This is a genomic window from Caulobacter sp. 05T431 (genome assembly GCF_056665975.1).
Genome location: NZ_JBFTKU010000009.1, coordinates 96,559 through 115,757 on the forward strand (window position 1 = coordinate 96,559; position 19,199 = coordinate 115,757).

18 protein-coding genes are annotated in these 19,199 nt (G+C 69.2%); 4 read left to right on the forward strand and 14 right to left on the reverse strand.

Annotated features, from left to right (window positions below; translation table 11 throughout):
- Positions 1–221: 221 nt before the first annotated feature.
- Positions 222–947, forward strand: coding sequence for a sensor histidine kinase (locus AC1U89_RS10565; protein ID WP_479899661.1), 726 nt, complete (start codon positions 222–224; stop codon positions 945–947).
- A gap of 60 nt (positions 948–1,007) precedes the next feature.
- Here the strand turns inward: AC1U89_RS10565 and guaA are convergent, their stop codons facing one another.
- The 7 genes from guaA to AC1U89_RS10600 all read right to left on the reverse strand — a co-directional run bounded on the left by guaA (position 1,008) and on the right by AC1U89_RS10600 (position 8,027).
- Positions 1,008–2,570: a glutamine-hydrolyzing GMP synthase gene (gene guaA, locus AC1U89_RS10570; protein WP_479899662.1), complete on the reverse strand. Its 1,563-nt coding sequence runs from the start codon at positions 2,568–2,570 to the stop codon at positions 1,008–1,010.
- 62 nt (positions 2,571–2,632) lie between these two features.
- Complete coding sequence (locus AC1U89_RS10575; RefSeq protein WP_479899663.1) at positions 2,633–3,913, reverse strand: RsmB/NOP family class I SAM-dependent RNA methyltransferase; 1,281 nt, start codon at positions 3,911–3,913, stop codon at positions 2,633–2,635.
- An 8-nt stretch (positions 3,914–3,921) separates the two neighbouring features.
- Positions 3,922–4,317 (reverse strand): MAPEG family protein, encoded by a 396-nt coding sequence (locus tag AC1U89_RS10580; protein WP_479899664.1) that lies wholly within the window; start codon positions 4,315–4,317, stop codon positions 3,922–3,924.
- Positions 4,318–4,321: 4 nt separating this feature from the next.
- Positions 4,322–5,785, reverse strand: coding sequence for an IMP dehydrogenase (gene guaB, locus AC1U89_RS10585; protein ID WP_479899665.1), 1,464 nt, complete (start codon positions 5,783–5,785; stop codon positions 4,322–4,324).
- Between the two features lie 100 nt (positions 5,786–5,885).
- On the reverse strand, positions 5,886–6,095 hold the full coding sequence (locus AC1U89_RS10590; RefSeq protein WP_479899666.1) for a hypothetical protein: 210 nt from the start codon (positions 6,093–6,095) through the stop codon (positions 5,886–5,888).
- A gap of 100 nt (positions 6,096–6,195) precedes the next feature.
- Positions 6,196–6,903: an RlmE family RNA methyltransferase gene (locus AC1U89_RS10595; protein WP_029914734.1), complete on the reverse strand. Its 708-nt coding sequence runs from the start codon at positions 6,901–6,903 to the stop codon at positions 6,196–6,198.
- The gene (locus tag AC1U89_RS10600; RefSeq protein WP_479899667.1) at positions 6,900–8,027 is read right to left on the reverse strand and encodes a Ppx/GppA phosphatase family protein; all 1,128 of its coding nucleotides are present in this window, start codon (positions 8,025–8,027) and stop codon (positions 6,900–6,902) included. Before AC1U89_RS10600 ends, AC1U89_RS10595 begins: the two co-directional genes overlap by 4 nt.
- A 160-nt stretch (positions 8,028–8,187) precedes the next feature.
- Here AC1U89_RS10600 and hspQ point away from each other — a divergent pair, with 160 nt between their 5' ends.
- Positions 8,188–8,517 (forward strand): heat shock protein HspQ, encoded by a 330-nt coding sequence (gene hspQ, locus AC1U89_RS10605; protein ID WP_029914740.1) that lies wholly within the window; start codon positions 8,188–8,190, stop codon positions 8,515–8,517.
- Here the strand turns inward: hspQ and AC1U89_RS10610 are convergent.
- Positions 8,514–10,358: a DUF3422 family protein gene (locus AC1U89_RS10610; protein WP_479899668.1), complete on the reverse strand. Its 1,845-nt coding sequence runs from the start codon at positions 10,356–10,358 to the stop codon at positions 8,514–8,516. The genes hspQ and AC1U89_RS10610 overlap by 4 nt on opposite strands.
- Positions 10,359–10,541: 183 nt before the next feature.
- Here AC1U89_RS10610 and phhA point away from each other — a divergent pair, with 183 nt between their 5' ends.
- Positions 10,542–11,423: a phenylalanine 4-monooxygenase gene (gene phhA / locus AC1U89_RS10615; RefSeq protein ID WP_479899669.1), complete on the forward strand. Its 882-nt coding sequence runs from the start codon at positions 10,542–10,544 to the stop codon at positions 11,421–11,423.
- Here phhA and AC1U89_RS10620 read toward each other — a convergent pair.
- Positions 11,381–12,571: an acyltransferase family protein gene (locus AC1U89_RS10620; protein WP_479899670.1), complete on the reverse strand. Its 1,191-nt coding sequence runs from the start codon at positions 12,569–12,571 to the stop codon at positions 11,381–11,383. The genes phhA and AC1U89_RS10620 overlap by 43 nt on opposite strands.
- A gap of 207 nt (positions 12,572–12,778) precedes the next feature.
- Here AC1U89_RS10620 and AC1U89_RS10625 point away from each other — a divergent pair, with 207 nt between their 5' ends.
- Positions 12,779–13,543: a LytTR family DNA-binding domain-containing protein gene (locus tag AC1U89_RS10625; protein WP_479899671.1), complete on the forward strand. Its 765-nt coding sequence runs from the start codon at positions 12,779–12,781 to the stop codon at positions 13,541–13,543.
- Here AC1U89_RS10625 and AC1U89_RS10630 read toward each other — a convergent pair.
- From AC1U89_RS10630 to AC1U89_RS10650, 5 genes are read right to left on the reverse strand one after another with little or no spacing between them, the layout of a single operon-like run.
- The gene (locus AC1U89_RS10630; RefSeq protein WP_479899672.1) at positions 13,540–14,052 is read right to left on the reverse strand and encodes an N-acetyltransferase family protein; all 513 of its coding nucleotides are present in this window, start codon (positions 14,050–14,052) and stop codon (positions 13,540–13,542) included. The genes AC1U89_RS10625 and AC1U89_RS10630 overlap by 4 nt on opposite strands.
- Before the next feature lie 2 nt (positions 14,053–14,054).
- The gene (gene astB, locus AC1U89_RS10635; protein ID WP_479899673.1) at positions 14,055–15,398 is read right to left on the reverse strand and encodes an N-succinylarginine dihydrolase; all 1,344 of its coding nucleotides are present in this window, start codon (positions 15,396–15,398) and stop codon (positions 14,055–14,057) included.
- Entirely contained in the window at positions 15,395–16,846 is a 1,452-nt protein-coding gene (gene astD / locus AC1U89_RS10640) for a succinylglutamate-semialdehyde dehydrogenase (protein ID WP_479899674.1), read from the reverse strand. The genes astB and astD overlap by 4 nt, the downstream gene beginning before the upstream one ends.
- Complete coding sequence (locus tag AC1U89_RS10645) at positions 16,843–17,847, reverse strand: arginine N-succinyltransferase (RefSeq protein WP_479899675.1); 1,005 nt, start codon at positions 17,845–17,847, stop codon at positions 16,843–16,845. The genes astD and AC1U89_RS10645 overlap by 4 nt, the downstream gene beginning before the upstream one ends.
- Positions 17,848–17,849: 2 nt before the next feature.
- Positions 17,850–19,106 (reverse strand): hydrolase, encoded by a 1,257-nt coding sequence (locus AC1U89_RS10650; protein ID WP_479899676.1) that lies wholly within the window; start codon positions 19,104–19,106, stop codon positions 17,850–17,852.
- Positions 19,107–19,199: the final 93 nt, after the last annotated feature.

Consider the following 19,199-nt stretch of genomic DNA (forward strand, 5'->3'; position numbering starts at 1 on the left):
TCATCGCGGTTAATGACGCCTGGACGCAGTTCGCCGAGTTTCACGAATTGCCTGTGGAAAACTACGGACTGGGCCTCAACTATATCTCGTTCTGCGAGAGCCTCGACGCGCCTGACGCAGCGGAAGCCAGGCAAGGTCTGCGGGATTTGCTTGCCGGCGAGCTTGGTCCCCTACGCTTCGAGTATCAAATCTTCCTCAACAACGGTCCGCTGTGGACCCGTATGACCGCGACGCGCATCTCCCGCGACGATCGGACCCTGATCGTCCTGGCGCACGAGGACATCACGGTCCAGCGCCACACCCAGGCCGCCCTGGGACGCGCCACCGCCGCCCTGCTCCACGCCGAAGATGACGAGCGCCGACGGATCGCGCGCGAGCTGCACGACGGCACGGCCCAATACCTGACCGGGGCCAAGCTGATGCTGGGCGCGATGAAGGTCGAAGGCCGCGCCGAGAAGACCCGTGTCGAGGTCGAGGCCCTGCTCGCCAACGCCCTGGAGGAGATCCGCAGTCTGTCCTACGTGCTGCATCCTCCCGCCCTGGAGGAGATGGGGCTGGGCCCGGCCATCCGGCAGATGGCGGAGGGCTTCGCCCGCCGCACCGGCCTGGCCCTGCAGATCGATATCGCCGACGACTTCCCCAAGATGGCCCGCTCGGTCGAGGTGGCCCTGTACCGCGTCGCCCAGGAAGCCCTGGCCAACGTCCATCGCCACGCCGGCAGTCCCCGCGCGACCATCGGCCTGCGCCAGGCGGGCGAGATGGTGCTGCTGTCGATCCGCGACTACGGCGTCGGCCTGCCCGAAAGCGCCCAGGCAACCGCCGGCGTCGGCCTGGCCGGCATGCGCCTGAGGCTGGAGTTCGTGAACGGCCACATCTCGCTGAACAACGCGGTCCCAGGCCTGCTCGTGGAGGCCTGGGCGCCGTTCCAGCCGAAGGCGGCCGACTAGAGCGCTTTCAAGCGAAGCGGAAACCGGTTCGCGTGAAGAAAGCGCATCAAAGCAGGAAAGCTATTCCCACTCGATCGTGCCGGGCGGCTTGGACGTCACGTCGTAGACCACGCGGTTGACGCCCCGGACCTCGTTGATGATCCGGGTGGCGGTCTTGCCCAGCACGTCCCACGGGAACTCGAAGAAGTCGGCGGTCATGCCGTCGGTCGAGGTGACCGCGCGCAGGGCCAGGACGTTCTCATAGGTGCGCGCATCCCCCATGACCCCTACCGTCTTCACGGGAAGGAGCACGGCGAAGGCCTGCCAGATCTTGTCGTAGAGGCCCGCGTTGCGGATCTCTTCCAGATAGATGGCGTCGGCGTCCTGCAGGACCTTGACCTTCTCGGGCGTGATGTCGCCGGGGATGCGGATGGCCAGGCCCGGGCCGGGGAACGGGTGGCGGCCGACGAAGGCCGGGGCCAGGCCCAGCTCGACGCCCAGCGCGCGGACCTCGTCCTTGAACAGCTCGCGCAGCGGCTCGACCAGCTTCAGCTTCATGTAGTCCGGCAGGCCGCCCACGTTATGGTGGCTCTTGATCACCGCCGACGGGCCGCCGCGAGCCGAGACGCTCTCGACGACGTCCGGATAGAGCGTGCCCTGGGCCAGGAACGCCGCGCCTTCGATCTTGGCGGCTTCCTTGTCGAAGACGTCGATGAACAGCTTGCCGATCGTCTTGCGCTTGGTCTCGGGATCGGAGACGCCCGCCAGCTCGCCCAGGAACAGGTCGCCGGCGTCCACGTGGATCAGCGGGATGTTGTAGTGGTCGCGGAACAGGGTGACGACCTGGTCGGCCTCGTTCTTGCGCAACAGGCCGGTGTCGACGAACACGCAGGTCAGTTGGTCGCCGATCGCCTCGTAGATCAGGACGGCGGCCACCGAGCTGTCGACGCCGCCCGACAGGCCGCAGATCACCTTGCCGTCGCCGACTTGGGCGCGGATCTTCTGGACCATCTCCTGACGGAAGGACGCCATGGTCCAGTCGCCGGACAGGCCGGCGATGTTGAACAGGAAGTTCTTGTAGATCTTCGAGCCATTGACCGTGTGGACCACCTCGGGGTGGAACTGCACGCCGTAGATCTTGCGGGCGTCGTTGGCGATGGCGGCGAACGGCGCGCCGGTCGAGGTGGCGATCACCTCGAAGCCCTCGGGAATGGCGGTGACACGGTCGCCGTGGCTCATCCACACGGTTTCCAGCTCGCCGACGCCGGCCAGCCCTTCGAACAGCGGGCTCTGCTTGCCGATGGTCAGTTCGGCGCGGCCAAACTCGCCGGCGTGGCCGCCCTCGACCTTGCCGCCCAGCACGTCGCACAGCAGCTGCTCGCCGTAGCAGACGCACAGCATCGGCACGCCCAGGTCGAACAGCTTGGTCCCGATGCGGGGGCTGTCGGCCTCCAGCACGCTGGCCGGGCCGCCCGACAGGATGATCGCCGAAGGCTTGTAGTCGTCGACCAGGGCCTCGGCCTTGTCGAACGGATGGATCTCGCAATAGACGCCGGCCTCGCGCACCCGGCGCGCGATCAGCTGGGTCACCTGGCTGCCGAAGTCGACGATCAGGACGCGCTGGTGATGGGGTTCGGCGGTCATAGGGTCAGGCTCTCCAGCGTTCGTCGTTTCGTTTCGGTCTCCCTCGCGGGAGCAATTCAGGTTCAGGGCGCGTAGGACCCGCGCTCGATCACGGCGGCGAAGAAGCCGTCGGTTCCGGCGCGATGCGGGGTCAGGCGCAGATAGCCTTCCGGCGTCAGGTGCTGTTCGACGCCCGCCAGGGTGATCGGCTTGACCGAGAACCCCGGATGGCGCTCGACGAAGGCCGCCACGCGGTCCTCGTTCTCCTCGGCCAGCAGCGAACAGGTGACATAGATCAGGCGACCGCCCGGCTTCACGAAGTCGGAAGCGTCGGCCAGCACGGCGTCCTGTTCGATCTGGCGCTTGGCCAGCTGGTCGGGCGACAGGCGCCACTTGGCGTCGGGGTGGCGGCGCCAGGTGCCCGAGCCGGTGCAGGGGGCGTCGACGAACACCAGGTCCAGCTTGCCCTCCAGGCCCTTCAGCGGCGCGCCCTCGATCGGCGAGCGGATCTGCAGATTGCGGACCCCTGCCCTCTGGCCGCGACGAATGGTGTCGGCCAGGCGGCGGGCGTCGCTGTCGTGGGCGTAGATCTGGCCGCGATTGTCCATGGCGGCGGCCAGGGCCAGGGTCTTGCCCCCGCCCCCGGCGCAGAAGTCCAGCACCTGCTTGCCCTTGACGTCGCCGGCCACGGCGGCGGCGATCTGCGAGCCCAGGTCCTGGACCTCGAACCAGCCCTTCGAGAAGGCCGGCACGGCCTCGACCGACGGCGTGCGGTCGGCGGCGCCGGGCGCGGGGATGCGGAAGGCGGTGTCCAGCACGCCGGCCGGCTGGGCGCCGATCAGGGCCACGGCCTTGGCGCCGCGCTCGACGTCGGTCTTCAGCAGGTTGATGCGCAGGTCGACCGGGGCGCGTTCGGACAGGGCGGCCATCTCGGCGGCGCGATTTTCGCCCAGGGCCCGCGCCAACGACGGCTCCATCCAGTCGGAATAGTCGCCGGCCACGGCGGGCGGCGCGTCGTCCAGCGGCCGCGGCGAAGCGATGCGTTCGCGCTCGGCGTCGGTCAGGGCGCCGGGACCGTGCTCCTCGCCCGCCGCCTCGGCGATGCGGTCGACCGGCCACTTCCAGTCCTGGGCCAGCACGCCCAGCACCACGCCGCGCGGGCTGTCGTCGCCCATCATCCAGCCCAGCGAGCGCTTGCGGCGCAGGGCGTCCAGCGCCAGGCCCGACACGAAGGCGCGGTCCTTGGAACCGGCGTACCGGGCGCTCTCGCCCCAGCGCTTCAGCGCCATCCGTACGGGGAAATGGCGCGTCTCGATCTCGGTGAGGACCTCGATCGCCGCTGCTAGTCTGCCGCCGTCGCGCATTTTTGCTTTCAGATCACCAAGGCCGCGAGGATCAGGCAGATGCCGATCAAGGAAGCCAGCCAGACCAGCGAGCGCACATACGGCACGCCGAAGGCGTAGAGGAAGATGTAGACCGCCCGCGCCCCGACATAGAGCACCGCTCCATGGGCCGAGAGCATGCCGAGGCGTCCGCCCAGATAGGCGACCAGCACGGCGGCGGCGAAGAACGGGAAGGTCTCGCGGAAATTGGCGAAGGCGCGTTCCAGGCGCCCCGCCATTCCCGTCAGCACCACCGGCGTGTCGCGGGGGCCCACGTTCCACTTCAGGCCGCGCTGCGGCTGGGCGGCCGCGGCCGCCCAGAGCAGGTGGACCAGGCCGATCACGACGGCCCAGCCCAGCATCTGAAGTTCGAGGGCCATCCGCACCGGGCTAGACCGCGCTCGGATAGTTCGGCGCTTCCCGGGTGATCATCACGTCGTGGACGTGGCTCTCACGCAGGCCGGCGCCGGTGATCCGCACGAAGCGGGCCCGCTTCTGGAACTCGGCGATGTCGGGCGCGCCGACATAGCCCATGGCCGCCCGCAGGCCGCCCACCAGCTGGTGCAGCACCGGGGCGATCGGGCCCTTGAAAGGCGTTTGCCCTTCAATGCCTTCCGGCACCAGCTTGAAGCTGTCGGTGATGTCCTTCTGGAAATAGCGGTCGGCCGAGCCGCGGGCCATGGCGCCCACCGAGCCCATGCCGCGATAGCTCTTGTACGAGCGTCCCTGGTACAGGAACACCTCGCCGGGCGCCTCTTCGGTGCCGGCGAACATCGAGCCCATCATGGCGGTCGAGGCCCCGGCCGCGATGGCCTTGGCCAGGTCGCCCGAGTACTTGATGCCGCCGTCGGCGATGACCGGGGTGCCGCTTTCGCGGGCCGCGCGGACGGCTTCGGCAATGGCGGTCAGCTGCGGCACGCCCACGCCGGCGACGATACGGGTGGTGCAGATGCTGCCCGGGCCGATGCCGACCTTCACCGCGTCGGCGCCGGCGTCGATCAGGGCGCGGGCGGCGTCGTAGGTGGCGATGTTGCCGGCCACGATCTGCACGCGATTGGCTTCGCGCTTCAGGCGGGCGACCGCCTGGGCGACCTGGCTGGAGTGGCCGTGGGCGGTGTCGATGACGACGACGTCGACACCGGCCTCGACCAGACCCATCGACCGCTCGAACCCGGCGTCGCCGACGGTCGAGGCGGCGCCGACCAGCAGCCGGCCCTTGTCGTCCTTGGCGGCCAGGGGGTGGGCCTGGGCCTTCTCGATGTCCTTGACGGTGATCAGGCCGACGGCACGATAGGCGTCGTCGACGACGATCAGGCGCTCGATCTTGTGCTTGCGCAGCAGTTCGCGCGCCTCGCGGTGATCGACGCCCTCGGAAACCGTGATCAGGTTCTCGCGGGTCATCAGGGCCGAGGCCGGGACCTTGTCGTCGCCTTCGAACCGCATGTCGCGGTTGGTCAGGATACCGACCAGCTTGCCGGTCTTCTTCTCGACGACCGGGAAGCCCGAGATCTTGCGCCGCGCGGTGATCTCCCGGACTTCCGCCAGGGTCGTGTCGGGATTGATGGTCAGCGGATTGATGACCATGCCGCTTTCGTAGCGCTTCACCTCGCGCACGTGGTCGGCCTGTTCTTCCACCGTCAGGTTGCGGTGCAGGATGCCCATGCCGCCGGCCTGGGCCATGGCGATGGCGAGCCGGCTTTCGGTGACCGTGTCCATGGCGGCGGACACGAGCGGGATGTTCAGACTGATTTCACGCGTGAACTTGGTCTCGGTCGTCACCTGGGTGGGCATGACGTCTGACGGACCGGGTTCGAGCAAAACGTCGTCGAAGGTGAGCCCTTCGCGAATCTCCATTGGAGTCTCCATTTTGCGGCGCGGGTATAGCGTCGGGACGACCACCTGTCGACCCGCCCGACCGCAGAAATGGGACGAAAATTCGCGGGCGCCAGTCGCCCTACTTCACCGGCTTGGCGCCGGGCGAGCCGCATTTGACGAACTTGCCCTTGGCGTCCTTGCACTGCTTGGGCTTGGCCGGCGCGGAAGCGGCCGGGCATTTGATGAACTTGCCCTTGGAGTCGCGGCACTGCTTGTCGGCCAGGGCGGACGATCCGAAGGCCGACAGGGCGAAGGCCAAGGCGACGGCGAGGCTGAAAGACTTGGACATCGGGGTACTCTCACGTCTGCGCGAGACTGCGCGCAGCAGAGAACAGGCCCGCAGGCCGCGCCCGGCAATCGGTCGAATACCCTAGCCCGGCCTGGAGGGCTTACCGCCCCTTGAACCCGGTCGCGACCAGGAAGACCTCGGAGCTGTCGCTGCGGCTGGCCTTGGGCTTGAAGTGCACGACCTTGTCGAAGTGCTTCTTCAGGCGGGCGATCACCTCGGCGGTCTCGCCGCCCTGGAAGGCCTTGGCCACGAAGGCGCCGCCGGGCTTGAGCACCTCGATGGCGAACTCGGCCCCGATCTCGATCAGGCCCACGATCCGCAGGTGGTCGGTCTCGCGGTGGCCGACGGTGTTGGGGGCCATGTCCGACATCACCAGGTCCGGGGCGCCGCCCAGCAACTCGATCAGCTTCGGCGGACAGGACGGGTCGGTGAAGTCCATCTCCAGGATGTGGGCGGGGGCCACCGGGTCGACCGGCAGCAGGTCCACGCCGACCAGCTGGGTCACGCCGCGCTCCACGGCGATCTGCAGCCAGCCGCCGGGCGCGCAGCCCAGGTCGATCACCCGCGCGTTCTTGCGGAAGAAATGGAACTTGTCGTCGATCTCGCTGATCTTGAAGGCCGCGCGGCTGCGATAGCCCAGGGCGCGGGCCTTGGCCGAGAACGGGTCGTTGATCTGCCGCTCCAGCCAGGCCTGCTGGCTGGGCGTGCGGCCGAAGGCGGTCTTCAGGCGCGCCGGCTTGGCGCGGCCGCTCTCGTTGCCGCCGGCCGGCGGCTTGACCATGCGCTTGCGGGGAGGTTCGTCGTTCATGCGTTCACCGTCGAAGGGCGGGACGACCGACCGGCGCCGCCTCGCCGACGCCGGCGCGGCTTCTTCTGCTGATCGGACATCAGGGACATCAGGAGGCCTTCTCTAAGCCCCCTGTCGGCGACACGCACGCGCGAACACGGCCAAAGCTCCTGGACGGCCTGCAATATCGCCGCGCCGGCCAGCACCAGGTCGGCGCGATCGGCCCCGATGCAGGGCTCCTGAGCGCGCTCCCGGGGCGTGAGGGTCAACAGCCGATCGGCGGCCGCCTCGCATTCGTGACGCTGCATCCACAGGCCGTCGACGATGTTGCGGTCGTAGCGCGGCAGGCCCAGGTGCAGGCCGGCCAGGCTGGTGATGGCACCCGAGGTGCCGACCATGTGGGCCCGGCCGCTCTCGAACAGCCGCCGCATCGGCTCGGCGTGCGGGAAGGCCTCGATCCGCGCCTTGACAGCGTCGACCATGGCCCGGAACCACCCCTCCTCCGCCCGCTCGCCCTCGGGGAAACGCTCGGCCAGGGTGACCACGCCGATCGGGATCGACAGCCAGGCCTTGATCGGCAGCTTCCAGGTCGCGAACTGGCGGGGCTTGCTGTCCAGCCCCTCGCCCTTGAGGTCCACCCACGACAGCTCGGTCGAGCCGCCGCCCACATCGACCACCAGGGCGGCCTCGGCGTCGCGGTCGAACAGGCTCATGCAGCCGGCCACCGACAGCTGGGCCTCTTCCTTGGGGGTGATGATCTGCAGCCGCAGGCCGGTCTCCTCGGCGACCCGGCGGACGAAATCGGGACCGTTGACCGCGCCCCGGCAGGCCTGGGTGGCCACCGCCTTGACCCGAACCACCTTGCGGCGGCGGATCTTCTCGGCGCAGACCTTCAGGGCCGCCATCGAGCGGTCCATGGCCTCGTCGGACAGCTGTCCCGTCTGGGAAAGCCCCTCGCCCAGCCGGACGATCCGGGAATAGGCCTCGACCACGCGGAAGCCGCGCGGCGAAGGCGTCGCCACCAGCAGGCGGCAGTTGTTCGTACCCAGGTCSAGCGCCGCATAGCACGACTGCTCGCCTGGCGGCCGGCGCCGGCCCGAGCCCGAAGGCTGAGGCGCGCCGGGCGCTCGCGGCGCCTCCGACATGGTCGTTCCACCTTGTCTCGCAGGCGATTCGAGCCGAACCGCCTCACTTCGGGAGCGAGCATAGCGGCCGGATTCCCCCACCGGAAGGCCTCGCCTTGTTATCCGGGCACGGAACTCTACGTTCAGGTTCTAGTCAGGAGACTCGTGTAAACTGAGCGACATGAACCCGAGACTCGCCAAATTCGCGATCGGCCAGGTGGTCAAACATCGCATCTTCCCCTTCCGGGGCGTGGTGTTCGATGTCGACCCGGTGTTCGCCAACACCGAGGAATGGTGGAACTCCATTCCCGAGGACATCCGGCCGACCAAGGACCAGCCGTTCTACCACCTGCTGGCCGAGAACGACGACAACACCTACGTCGCCTACGTCTCCGAGCAGAACCTGCTGGCCGACGACACCGGCGAGCCCGTGGGCCACCCCCAGACGGCGGTGATCTTCGAGAGCTTCGACCACGGGGCGTACAAGCTGCGGCCGCGGATCTCGCACTAGGCTTGCTGTTGCCGCGCCCGGCGTCGCGACCGTCTTCTCGACGCAAACCAGCGGGATGACAGGGTCCAGACAAGGAAAGCCAAGCCGACCAAGCCGATGTTGAACACCGCATCGGCAGCCTGGTCGTCGCCGAGCCATTGGAAGAACGCGCCGTGCTTGAACCAAGCCGGCGCGAACCGTTCGTAGAATGGCGCTTTCTCCAGCATGCTGCTGACGTAATAGACGGCGCCGCAGCCGATCAGCAGCTCCGCACGTGTTTGAAGGTGTTCGATCTGCCGTTCGCTTTCGGCGATCGATTGCTGGCTGACCACCATCGACCGCTGGCTGTCGGACATCACCTGCTGCCCTTTGTTGAGCTGCGAGGTCAGCCTGGCGATGTCCCGTCCGTTCTCCAGCTGGTTGGTGGTATCGACCAGCGACAGCAGATTGGCMGCGCGGTTGGACAGGCTCTCGACCCGGATGCCGATCCGGTCGATCGTATCGAACTCGTGATACAGCCGGCGACGCACGAACTCGTCGTAGGGCTGGCAGCCGTCGACGCGCTCGATCTCCAGGTCCAGCAGCGTCTGCTTGTAGCCCTGGGCCATCAGGCGTGAACGATTGATCCGGTAGCTCAGCCCGCCGACAGCGTCCGAGCCCAGGTTGTTCAGCGCCTTGAAGAGGTCGTTGATCTGATCGCGGGTGGTCTGCTTGCCCTGGGTCTGTCGCCGATAGAGCTCGTCGAGCCGACTGCCCAGCACCATCGCCTGCTGACCGGCGCCCTTGACCAGCCGCAGGTCGCGCAGGGCCATCATCCGCATTGTCGCCAATTCATGCAGCCGGAAGACCAGCCGTCCGATCTGCCAGCGATTGAACGGCACCTCGACCTGGCTTCCCGGTCGAAGACGCGTCGCGCCCAGGCCGTTGGTCATCACCAGATAGCGCACCACGCCCGAGCCGACGCGCGCCGGCGGCGACTTCGGACGGGCGATCCCGACGCCCAGGTCGCCGAACGCCGAGACGAACAGGGCCCGCCCGGCGAGCACTTTGTTCATGACGAACTCGACGTCCCGCGCCTCGGTATGGGACGCCTGCACGAACGGCCAGACCCGATGCAGCGCCTCGGCCGATTCCGCGCCGTCGAAGCTGGGCACCACGTTGAGGAAGTCGTGCGGAAGCGGCTCGGCCTTGACCCGGTGGACGTTGTTTTCGTCGCCCACATTGAGCACGACGCCGCGCACGTCGACGAACTTCTGCCAGTCCCCACCGCCTCGGCCGACGATCGCCTCGATCTCGAGATTGCGGAAGAACAGAGCCCAGAAGCCGTCGTACAGATAATCGGCGTGTCTCTGCAGCCGGCCCGGATCGTTCGGTTTGGGCAGTTGCCCGGCCAGATCGGCGAAGCCGGCCTTCAGATTGTCGGCCGCCTCGCGGACCCAACGCCCCGGCAGCGGATAGAGCTGGTCGCCGGGCTCCTTCGAAAGGTCGATGATKAAGGTGGCGCTGACGGCTTCGCTGTTGCGCGAGAAGACCGCCTTGCCGATCAGGCCGCCGAACTCGAATTCCAGCGGGAGGTAGTGTTCCGGCGCGTCGCCGGCGTGGCTGTCGACGAACCGCTTCCGGCGCTCGGGCGGAATGCCCAGCAGTTCCTGGAAACGGTGGATCGCGGCGTTGATTTCCTGATAGGCGCCGCTCAACGCCGCGGCGCCGTTGCGGATATGCTCGGCCGCCGTCTCGCCCGAGCTGGCCTGCAGCCGGTGCCAGAAGCCGATGTGCGCGGTGACGGCCGGCGCGCMGCAGGGCCTGGGCGCTCGCCGGTGGGACTGCCTCGCCGCTTCGACCAGCGGACTCTCGTAGGGCATCGCGCTCCTCCCCCAAGGTTGCGTGCTACGGTGACGTTAGTCAGCTCTACCTGCGCGCGCAACGCCTTAGGCGACATCTTTCGTCTTCCAGCATCGCCGCCCGCGCAAAACCCTTCTCGAAACACCGTTCGGAAGAGGCATGGTCGGAAGGTTTTACTCTCCGGCGCGGCCTAGACTGTCGTCATGGACGCACTGCACATCCTGCCCGAACCGCCGCCCGGGGCGGCCGCCGATTGGACCATCGACCAGGGATGGGAGGCCTATTCCCAGGCCGAGCACGACGTCTGGATCACCCTGTACGAGCGCCAGACCGCCCTGCTGCCCGGTCGGGCCTGCGACGAGTTCCTGCGCGGACTGGACGCGCTGGACCTGCATCGCTCGGGCATTCCCGACTTCAAGCGGATCAACGAGGAACTCCAGCGCCTGACTGGCTGGAGCGTGGTGGCCGTGCCGGGCCTGGTGCCCGACGACGTGTTCTTCGACCACCTGGCCAACCGCCGCTTTCCGGCCGGCCAGTTCATCCGCAAGCCGCATGAGCTGGACTACCTGCAGGAGCCCGACATCTTCCACGATGTCTTCGGCCACGTGCCGATGCTGACCGACCCCACCTTCGCCGACTACATGCAGGCCTACGGCCAGGGCGGTCAACGGGCCCTGGGACTGGGGCGGCTGACCAACCTGGCGCGGCTCTACTGGTACACGGTCGAGTTCGGCCTGATGGAGACCAAGGCGGGGCTGCGGATCTACGGCGCCGGCATCGTCTCCTCGCGCACGGAGTCGATCTTCGCCCTCGACGATCCCTCTCCCAACCGCATCGGCTTCGATCTGGAGCGGGTGATGCGCACGCCCTATCGGATCGACGATTTCCAGCAGATCTATTTCGTCATCCCCTCGATCCAGACCCTGCAGGAGGTGACCCTGCGCGACTTCGGGGCCCTCTACGAGCGCCTGGCCGGGGCCAGCGACCTGGGCATCGCCGAGATCGCCGGCGGCGATCGGGTGATCACCGCCGGCACCCAGGCCTATGCGAAGGCCGGCGGGCGACTGGCCTCGGCGGGCGGCTGACCTTTCAGGCCGAACAGGATCCGCACGCCGGGAACCCGGCGGACGATCTCGTAGGTGGCGAAGCAGCCGGCGAAGGTCAGGACGATCAGGATCGCGGCTTCCAGCGGCTGGGGCAGGTTAAACTTGGCCAGGTGGTGGGCCATGACCACGATCAGGGTCTGGTGGACCAGGTAGAACGGGAACACCCCGAGGGTCAGGTAGCGCAGGGCCGGACCGCCGCGGTTCAGGTGTTTGGCCCCGAAGCCCAGGATGGCGGCGATCGCGCACCAGGTGTCGGTGGCGTAGACGAAGCGCATGGCCAGCTTGAGGCCGGGCGGCGGGATCGGCGCATCGCTGCGATAGGTCCAGGCGTAGGCCGCCCAGCCGGCGTAGGCCGCGACGGCCAGGGCCAGGGCCGGCCAGCGCGCGGCGATCAGGCGCTCGCGCAGCGCMTCCGACTTGGCTAGGCCGAACCCCAGMAGGAAGGCCGAGAACGAGACGGCGTGCACATAGTGATCGCCGACCAGGGCGTGGGTCTCGCCGTAGCGGACGTAGAGCGTGCCGCGCAGCAGGCCCAGGAACAGGATCGGCCAGGCGAACAGCCCAAGACCCTTGAAGACGCGCTCGGCGCCCGCCTGGAGATGCTGCCCCAGACGACGCCAGACCAGCAGCAGGGCGGCCAGGGCCAGGGTGTAGAGGAACAGATAGGCCACGAACCACATGTGGTTGTAGGTCGGGGTGATCAGGCAGCCGTCCGGGCTGCACCAGTGACCCGAGGCGGTGATGTAGCGAACCCAGAAATGGTCGACGCTCAGCGAGGTGCCCGGATGGGCCGCGATGTACTCGACCACCTGGTAATAGGACTGCGGCGGCACGATCACGACCATCGCGAACAGCAGCGGCGGCAACAGGCGCGCCACCCGCATGGTGGTCAGTTTTCCGACCGAGACCTTGTCGGCCATGAATCGGGTCGCAGCGCCCGAGACCAGGAACAGCAGCGTCAGCCGCCAGGGATTGGTCAGGAACATGGCCAGTTCCAGGGCTTCCACCGGATGCGGCGACTTCACGTGCCAATCCCAGGGCACATAGAACATGCCGACGTGGTAGAGGATCAGCAGGAAGAACGCGCCGACCCGAATCCAGTCGAGGTCGTAGCGGCGATCGGGCATTGAGACCGTTGAAGGCATGACGGGCGAAGGCATGGCGAGGCGTCCGGCTTGAAAAACGATGCGAACGTCGTGACCCGGACCTCCGCCGGGAGCCAAGGGCCAGGGGACGGGCGGCCGCCGACAGGGACGAGCGGAAAACCCACAGGGACGAACGGCGCGCTTTTCGGGCTGAGCGGCGAAGAACGTCTGGGCCTCGGACGCGCCTGGGTGCTGGGCGTCTGCCTGATCTCGTGCATCGCCGTGGTCAACGTCCTGACCATCCGCCACGACGCGCCGCGCCTCGGCACGCTGGCCCCCGCCATCTGGGAAGGCAGCAGCGCCCTGGTGACGATGGCGATCTTCATGATCCCCGCCGCCGTCGCGGTCTGGACCACCCGAACCTCCCCTCGCTGGTGGCGCGCCGCGCCGGTCCACCTCGTCGCGGTCGTGCTCTATTCGGTGCTGCATGTCGCCGGCTTCGTGACCCTGCGCAAGCTGGCCTACCTGGCCTTCATGGGCGAGCCTTACCGGTTCGGGCCGCTGTCGACCGAATTCCCCTACGAGTTCCGCAAGGACCTGATGGCCTACGGTCTGGCCTCGATCATCTACTACCTGTCGCTGAGGCGCAGCGCTCGCGAGGCCGCCGACCACGCGCAGACGGCGGCGACCGCGCCGACCTTCGACATCCGCGACGGCGCCCGGCTGGTGCGCGTGCCGGTGTCCGAGATCCTGGCCGTGCGTTCGGCCGGGAACTACGCCGAGTTCGTGCTCGCCGACGATCGGCGGCCGCTGATGCGGTCGTCATTGAGCGCGCTCGAGGCCGACATGGCCCGGCACGGCTTCCTGCGGACCCATCGTTCGTGGCTGGTCAATCCGGCGCGGGTGACAGGTCTGCGTCCCGAGGGCTCGGGCGACTTCGCGATCGAGCTGGGCGCGGTGGAGGCGCCGTTGTCGCGTCGCTTCCCGCAGGCCTTGACCGCCCTGCGCCGCTAATCCAGCAGCAGTCCCATGACGATGTCGTCCTCGACATGGCCGTCGGGATAGCGGCCGCGTCCGACCATGCGGCCTTCGATCCGAAAGCCCAGGCGTTCGTACAGCCTCTGGGCGCCCAGATTGTTCGCGCCGGTCCACAGCTCGATGCGGCCGACCGGCGGGGTCATCGTCCGGGCCGTCTCGATCAGGACGCGGAACAGGGCCGAGCCCACGCCCCTGCCCTGCCAGTCCGGATCGACGGCCACCGTCAGGTCGGTCAGCACGTGGGTGAAGATCCCGACCTTCATCCGCTCGACGTGCAGCTCGCCGCACACCGCGCCGTCCGCGCCGACCGCCACCAGACCGACCCCGCCGTCCGCAGCGGCCGCCATGGCGTGGGCGACATAGTCGGCGGTCACCTCGTGCGGCTCGCGCGCCAGGCCGCCCGGCAGGGCCGCGACCTTGCGGTGCAGGGCCAGGATGGCCGGCGCGTCTTCGGCGTGCGCGGGCCGGACGGTGAAGTCGCTCATGGTCAGGCGGCTCGCTGGAACGGATAGAACTCACCGCCAAGGTCGAGGATCGCTGTCAGTTCGTCCAGCGCCTCGCGACTCTCGACGATCAGCGCCGGATCGGCCAGGTCGGCGGGCGCCAGACGGTCACGATAGCGGCGCTCGGCCCACGCGTTCAGGCGCTCGTGCAGGCCCGCGTCGAAACGCTGGGCGGAGTTTGTCGCCGCCAGCTCGGCCTCGGTCAGCACMACGCGCAGCCGCAGGCAGGCCGGGCCGCCGCCGTTGCGCATGCTCTGGCGCACGTCGACGTACTCGACCCGCCCGATCGGACCGTTCGAGCTGGCCAGGCCCTGGGCGACCGCGTGGGMGCGCGGATTGTCCCGTGTCTCCCCCGGCGCCAGCAGCACCAGCCGGTCCTCGCCCGGCAGGACCAGGAGCTGGGAATTGAACAGATAGCTCTTCACCAGGTCGTCCATCGGCAGGTCGGCCTCGGAGACCTCGACGAAGACCGGCTCGAACAGGCCGTCGGCGGCGCGTTGCACGCCGTTCCGCATCGCCGCGCCGTCCTCGAAGGCGCGTTCGTGGAACAGCAGACATTCGCGCGTGCCGACGCAGACCACGTCGTTGTGGAACGCCCCGCCGTCGATGGCCGCCCGGCCCTGGCGGGCGAAGACGCCGCGCGCCACGCCGTGGCGGCGCTCGATGGCCTCGAACGCCTCCAGGGTCTGGCGGGCCGGATAGCGGCCGTCCCAGCGTTCGAACGCCTCGCGGCCCCAGACGAACAGGTTCACGCCCGGATCGCCGTGGTCGGCGCACAGCCGCACATGGTTCGCCGCGCCCTCGTCGGCGAAATGGGACTGGGCCGACAGCGGATCGTGGACGGCGAACCGGGCCTCGTCCGGGAACAGGCGGCGCAGGGCGCGGGCGGTCTGGGGACCTTCCAGGCTGCGATGCAGGTTGGTCAGCAGGTTGGCCGGGGTGAAGTGAACGCGGCCGTCGGCGGTGTCGGCGCTGGGCGTGACCGTTGCGGCGTTGGCGGCCCACATCGGCGAGGCCGAACAGGCGGCGGCCGCCAGGGCCGGCGCGTCTTTCCAGGCCTTGCCCAGCACCTCGGCGTCGGTTCCCGAGAACCCTATGGCCCGCAGCAGCGCCAGGTCCGGCCGCTCGTGCGGCGGCAGCACGAACTGGGGCACGCCCCAGTCGGCCAGCTTGCGCATCTTGGTCAGGCCCTCCAGCACAGCGGCGCGCGGATTGGAAACCTCGCCGGCGTTTATCTGGCTGGCGATATTGCCCGGCGACAGGCCGACATACGAGTGGGTGGGCCCGACCAGCCCGTCGCAATTGGCCTCGACCGCTCGCGAGCTCATTCGCGCAGACCCTTGATATCGCCCAGGGTATTGGCCACCGCCTGCGCCTCGAAACTGGCCACCGGATAGGCGCAGTAGTCGGCGGCGTAGTAGGCGCTGGGCCGGTGGTTGCCCGAGCTGCCCAGACCGCCGAACGGCATGGTCCCGGCGGCGCCCGTGGTCGGCCGGTTCCAGTTGACCACCCCGGCCCGGATGCGCTTGAGGAAGTGATCCCAACGCCCTGTTTCATTGGAGACAAGCCCGGCCGACAGGCCGTAGCGGGTGGCGTTGGCGGCGGCGATCGCCTCGTCGAACGAGCCGACCCGGCGCACCTGCAGCAGCGGCGCGAACAGCTCCTCATCCGGCACGGCGTGGCCGGTCACGTCGACCAGACCCGGCGAGACGAACGCCCCGCTGAGGCCGTCGACGGCGGTCATGGGCCGCACGGCTCGGCCAGGCATGGCTTTGGCTCCGGCCAGGGCCATGGCGGCGGCGCGGTCCGAGATCAGCGGGCCCATGAACGGCTCCTCGCGGCCGTTCCAGGGCCCGACCGCCAGGCGCTCCGACAGGGCGGCGACGGCGTCGATCACCGCCTGCCCCGCCGCGTCGTCCGACACGATCAGCCGCCGGGCGCACGAGCAGCGCTGGCCGGTGGTGATGTAGGCCGACTGCACCACCAGGGCCGCCACGGCCTCGGCGTCGCCGACGTCCCAGACCACCAGTGGATTGTTGCCGCCCAGCTCCAAGGCCAGGATCACGTCCGGCCGGTCGGCGAAGTGGCGGCGGAAGAAGGCCCCGGCGGCGGCGGAGCCGGTGAACAGCAGGCCGTCGATCTCCTGGTCGATCAGGGCCTGGCCGACCTCGCGGCCGCCCTGCACCAGGTTGACCACACCCGGCGGCACGCCGGCCGCCTCCAGCGCCTCGACCAGCAGCTGGCCGGCCAGGGGCGTCTCTTCCGACGGCTTGAACACCACCGTGTCGCCGGCCAGCAGGGCCGGCACGATGTGGCCGTTGGGCAGGTGGCCGGGGAAGTTGAACGGGCCCAGCACGGCCATCACGCCGTGCGGACGGTGGCGCAGCACCGCGCGACCGAAGGCCATGTCGCTGGCGTGCTCGCCGGTGCGCTCGTCATAAGCCTTGATCGAGGCCTCGACCTTCCCGGCCATCGAGCCCAGCTCGGCCTTGGTCTCCCAGAGCGCCTTGCCGGTCTCGCGGCTCAGGGCCTCGGCGAAGGTCGCCGTGCGGGCCACCAGCACGTCCTTGTAGCGGCGCAGGACCGCGATCCGCTCGTCGCGCGAGAGGTCGGCCCAGGCGGGGAAGGCCTTGCGCGCGGCCTCGACCGCCGCGGCCACATCGGTCGGACTCGCCGTCGCCTGGCGCCAGATCACCTCGCCGGTGGTGGGATCGACCGAGGTCGCCTCGGAACCCGCGCCCGTCCGCCAGACGCCGTCGATGAACACGCCGCTCATGCCTTCACCCGCACCATTTCGCCGTCCTTCACGCCCAGGGCCGCCGCCGCGTCCCGGCCGATGATCGCGCTCTCGCCGTCGATCAGCACCGGGGCGCGCACCGCCCGGAAGCGGGCCACCGCGCCCGAGCAGATCAGGGCCTCCTCGCCATAGGCGTCCTCGCCCAGCCGCACACGCAGCCGCCGGCCCTCGCGCACCGTCTTGATGTCGTCGCGCCGCGCCGCCACGGTCGGGCCGGCGTCGAAGATGTCGATCAGGCCCGAGAAGCGGAAGCCCTCGGTCTCCAGCATGGCCCGCGCCGCCTCGCCCTCGCGGTGCACCCGGCCGATGGTCTGGGACGCCACCTGGGGCAGCAGCTCGGCGTAGATCGGGTGGCGCGGGGCCAGGTCCAGGATGAACTGGCCGTCGGTCGAGGCGCTCATCATGTCGGCCTCGTCGAACTCCAGCCGGAAGAACTTGCTGGCCACGTGATCCCAGAACGGACAGCMGCCGTCCTCGTCGAACCAGCCGCGCAGCTCGGCCAGCACCATCTCGGCGAAGCGTTGCGGCTCCAGCCCGATCAGCATGTAGCGCGACTGGGCCAGCAGACGCCCCGCCCCGCCCTTGCGGCGCTCGGGCTTGAGGAACAGCGAACCGACCTCGGACCAGCCGGCGCATTCGTTCACCAGCACCAGGGCCCGGTGGTCGAACCGCTTGTCCAGCGTGGGAGAAGACTGGGCCAGGGTCACGACGCGGAACGAGAAATGCGGGCGCTTCAGGCCCACCCCCGCCTTGACCCCGGCCACGCCGACCACGTCCCCTTCGGCCAGGTCCTCGAGCATCAGGGTGTACCAGGCCTCGGGCGCGGCGACCTCGGAATGGAAGCTCTTCTGGGAGAGCTCAAGACGAGCCCGCAGGGTGTGCTCGTCCTCCGGCAGGCTGGTGAAGCCGCGGCCCGACAGGACGGCCAGCTCCATCAGGCTGTCGAAATCGGCGGGCAGCGCGGGACGGACGACAAGCATGCTCAGTGGGTCTCCGCGAGGTCGGTCATGGCGGCGCGCAGGGCGGGACCGTCGATCTCGCCGCTCGCCAGCTTCATCAGGATCACGGCCGACAGCTGGGCGCGCTCGACGAAGCTGTCGGGCCAAGCGTGCTCGGCCTCGCTGTGGATGTCGCCGCCGCGCACCCCCAGGGTGTCGACATTGGGCAGGCCCGAGGCGAACAGGTTGTTGCCCTCGCAGACCCCGCCGGAGGGCTTCCAGGCGATGTCCTGGCCCAGCAGGGCGCCGGCTTCCTTGATCGCCCCGAACAGCCGTTGCTGGGCGGCGTTGAACGGCTTGGCGCCGCGGGTGATGCGGCCATGCAGGTGGGCGTGCAGCCCTTCCCCCGTTCCGGCGACGATCTTGTCGACCTCAGCCTCGAACCAGGCCGCGTCCTCGGCGGCGGGGAAGCGGACGTTGAAGCGCACCACGGCCACGTCGGGCACCATGTTCAGCGGCGAACCGCCGTCGATCTTGGCGATGTTGCAGGTCACGCCGTCGCGCAGCCCGTTCAGGGCGTGCAGGGCCTGGGCGATCCGCGCGGCCTCCATCACCGCGTTGCGGCCGGCGGCGAAGTCGCGCCCGGCGTGGGCCGCCTTGCCGTGGACCACGATGTGGAAGTTGCCCGAGCCCTTGCGGGCGCTGGCCAGGGCTCCGTCGGCCAGGGCCGGCTCGTAGGTCAGGCCCACGTGCCCCTGGCGGGCGAACTGGGCCAGGATCGGGGCCGAGGCGACCGAGCCGATCTCCTCGTCGGGCGACAGCAGAACGCGATAGCCGACCTTGTGCGCCAGCGGATGGCGCTCGAACGCCTCCAACGCCGCCAGCATCACCGAGATGCCGCCCTTCATGTCGGCGATCCCCGGCCCGTGCAGGGCGCCGTCGGGCCGCGTGATCACGGTTCTGAAGCCGGAGGTCTCGGGATAGACGGTGTCGTAGTGACCGGTCAGCACGACCTGGACCGGCGCCTCGGGCCGCACGACCACGGCGATCGCCGCCGGATGCGCCTGCTCGCCGATCCGGCCGTCGGCGCCCACCTCGGGCGAGGTGCCCAATGGGATGTCGGTCGGCGCGGCCGGCAGGTTTCCGAAGGCCTCGAGCAGAACTTGCCGCTGGCGCTCCAGCCCGCCCAGGTGGCGGCTTCCGGAGTTGATCGCGCACCAGCCTATCGCCCGGTCGATGATCACCGGCCCTTGGTCGGCCAGATGTCGCAGGACGGCGCGATCCTCGTCGTTGAGTCGCATAAATCCACTGTCTCCCTCAGTTCAAACTAAACCAAGGGCCGCGGGCAATTCGTGCTTCCTCGCCAGGGGAAACCGGTGGCCCGCGCAACAGCC

Coding starts and splice junctions, on each gene's coding strand:
- AC1U89_RS10595 (WP_029914734.1), bottom strand. CDS start 6,903: ATGAACGACGAACCTCCCCGCAAGCGCATGGTCAAGCCGCCGGCCGGC.
- AC1U89_RS10650 (WP_479899676.1), bottom strand. CDS start 19,106: ATGCGACTCAACGACGAGGATCGCGCCGTCCTGCGACATCTGGCCGAC.
- astD (WP_479899674.1), bottom strand. CDS start 16,846: ATGAGCGGCGTGTTCATCGACGGCGTCTGGCGGACGGGCGCGGGTTCC.
- phhA (WP_479899669.1), top strand. CDS start 10,542: ATGGACGCACTGCACATCCTGCCCGAACCGCCGCCCGGGGCGGCCGCC.
- AC1U89_RS10630 (WP_479899672.1), bottom strand. CDS start 14,052: ATGAGCGACTTCACCGTCCGGCCCGCGCACGCCGAAGACGCGCCGGCC.
- hspQ (WP_029914740.1), top strand. CDS start 8,188: ATGAACCCGAGACTCGCCAAATTCGCGATCGGCCAGGTGGTCAAACAT.
- guaA (WP_479899662.1), bottom strand. CDS start 2,570: ATGACCGCCGAACCCCATCACCAGCGCGTCCTGATCGTCGACTTCGGC.
- AC1U89_RS10575 (WP_479899663.1), bottom strand. CDS start 3,913: ATGCGCGACGGCGGCAGACTAGCAGCGGCGATCGAGGTCCTCACCGAG.
- AC1U89_RS10590 (WP_479899666.1), bottom strand. CDS start 6,095: ATGTCCAAGTCTTTCAGCCTCGCCGTCGCCTTGGCCTTCGCCCTGTCG.
- AC1U89_RS10565 (WP_479899661.1), top strand. CDS start 222: ATGACCGCGACGCGCATCTCCCGCGACGATCGGACCCTGATCGTCCTG.
- guaB (WP_479899665.1), bottom strand. CDS start 5,785: ATGGAGATTCGCGAAGGGCTCACCTTCGACGACGTTTTGCTCGAACCC.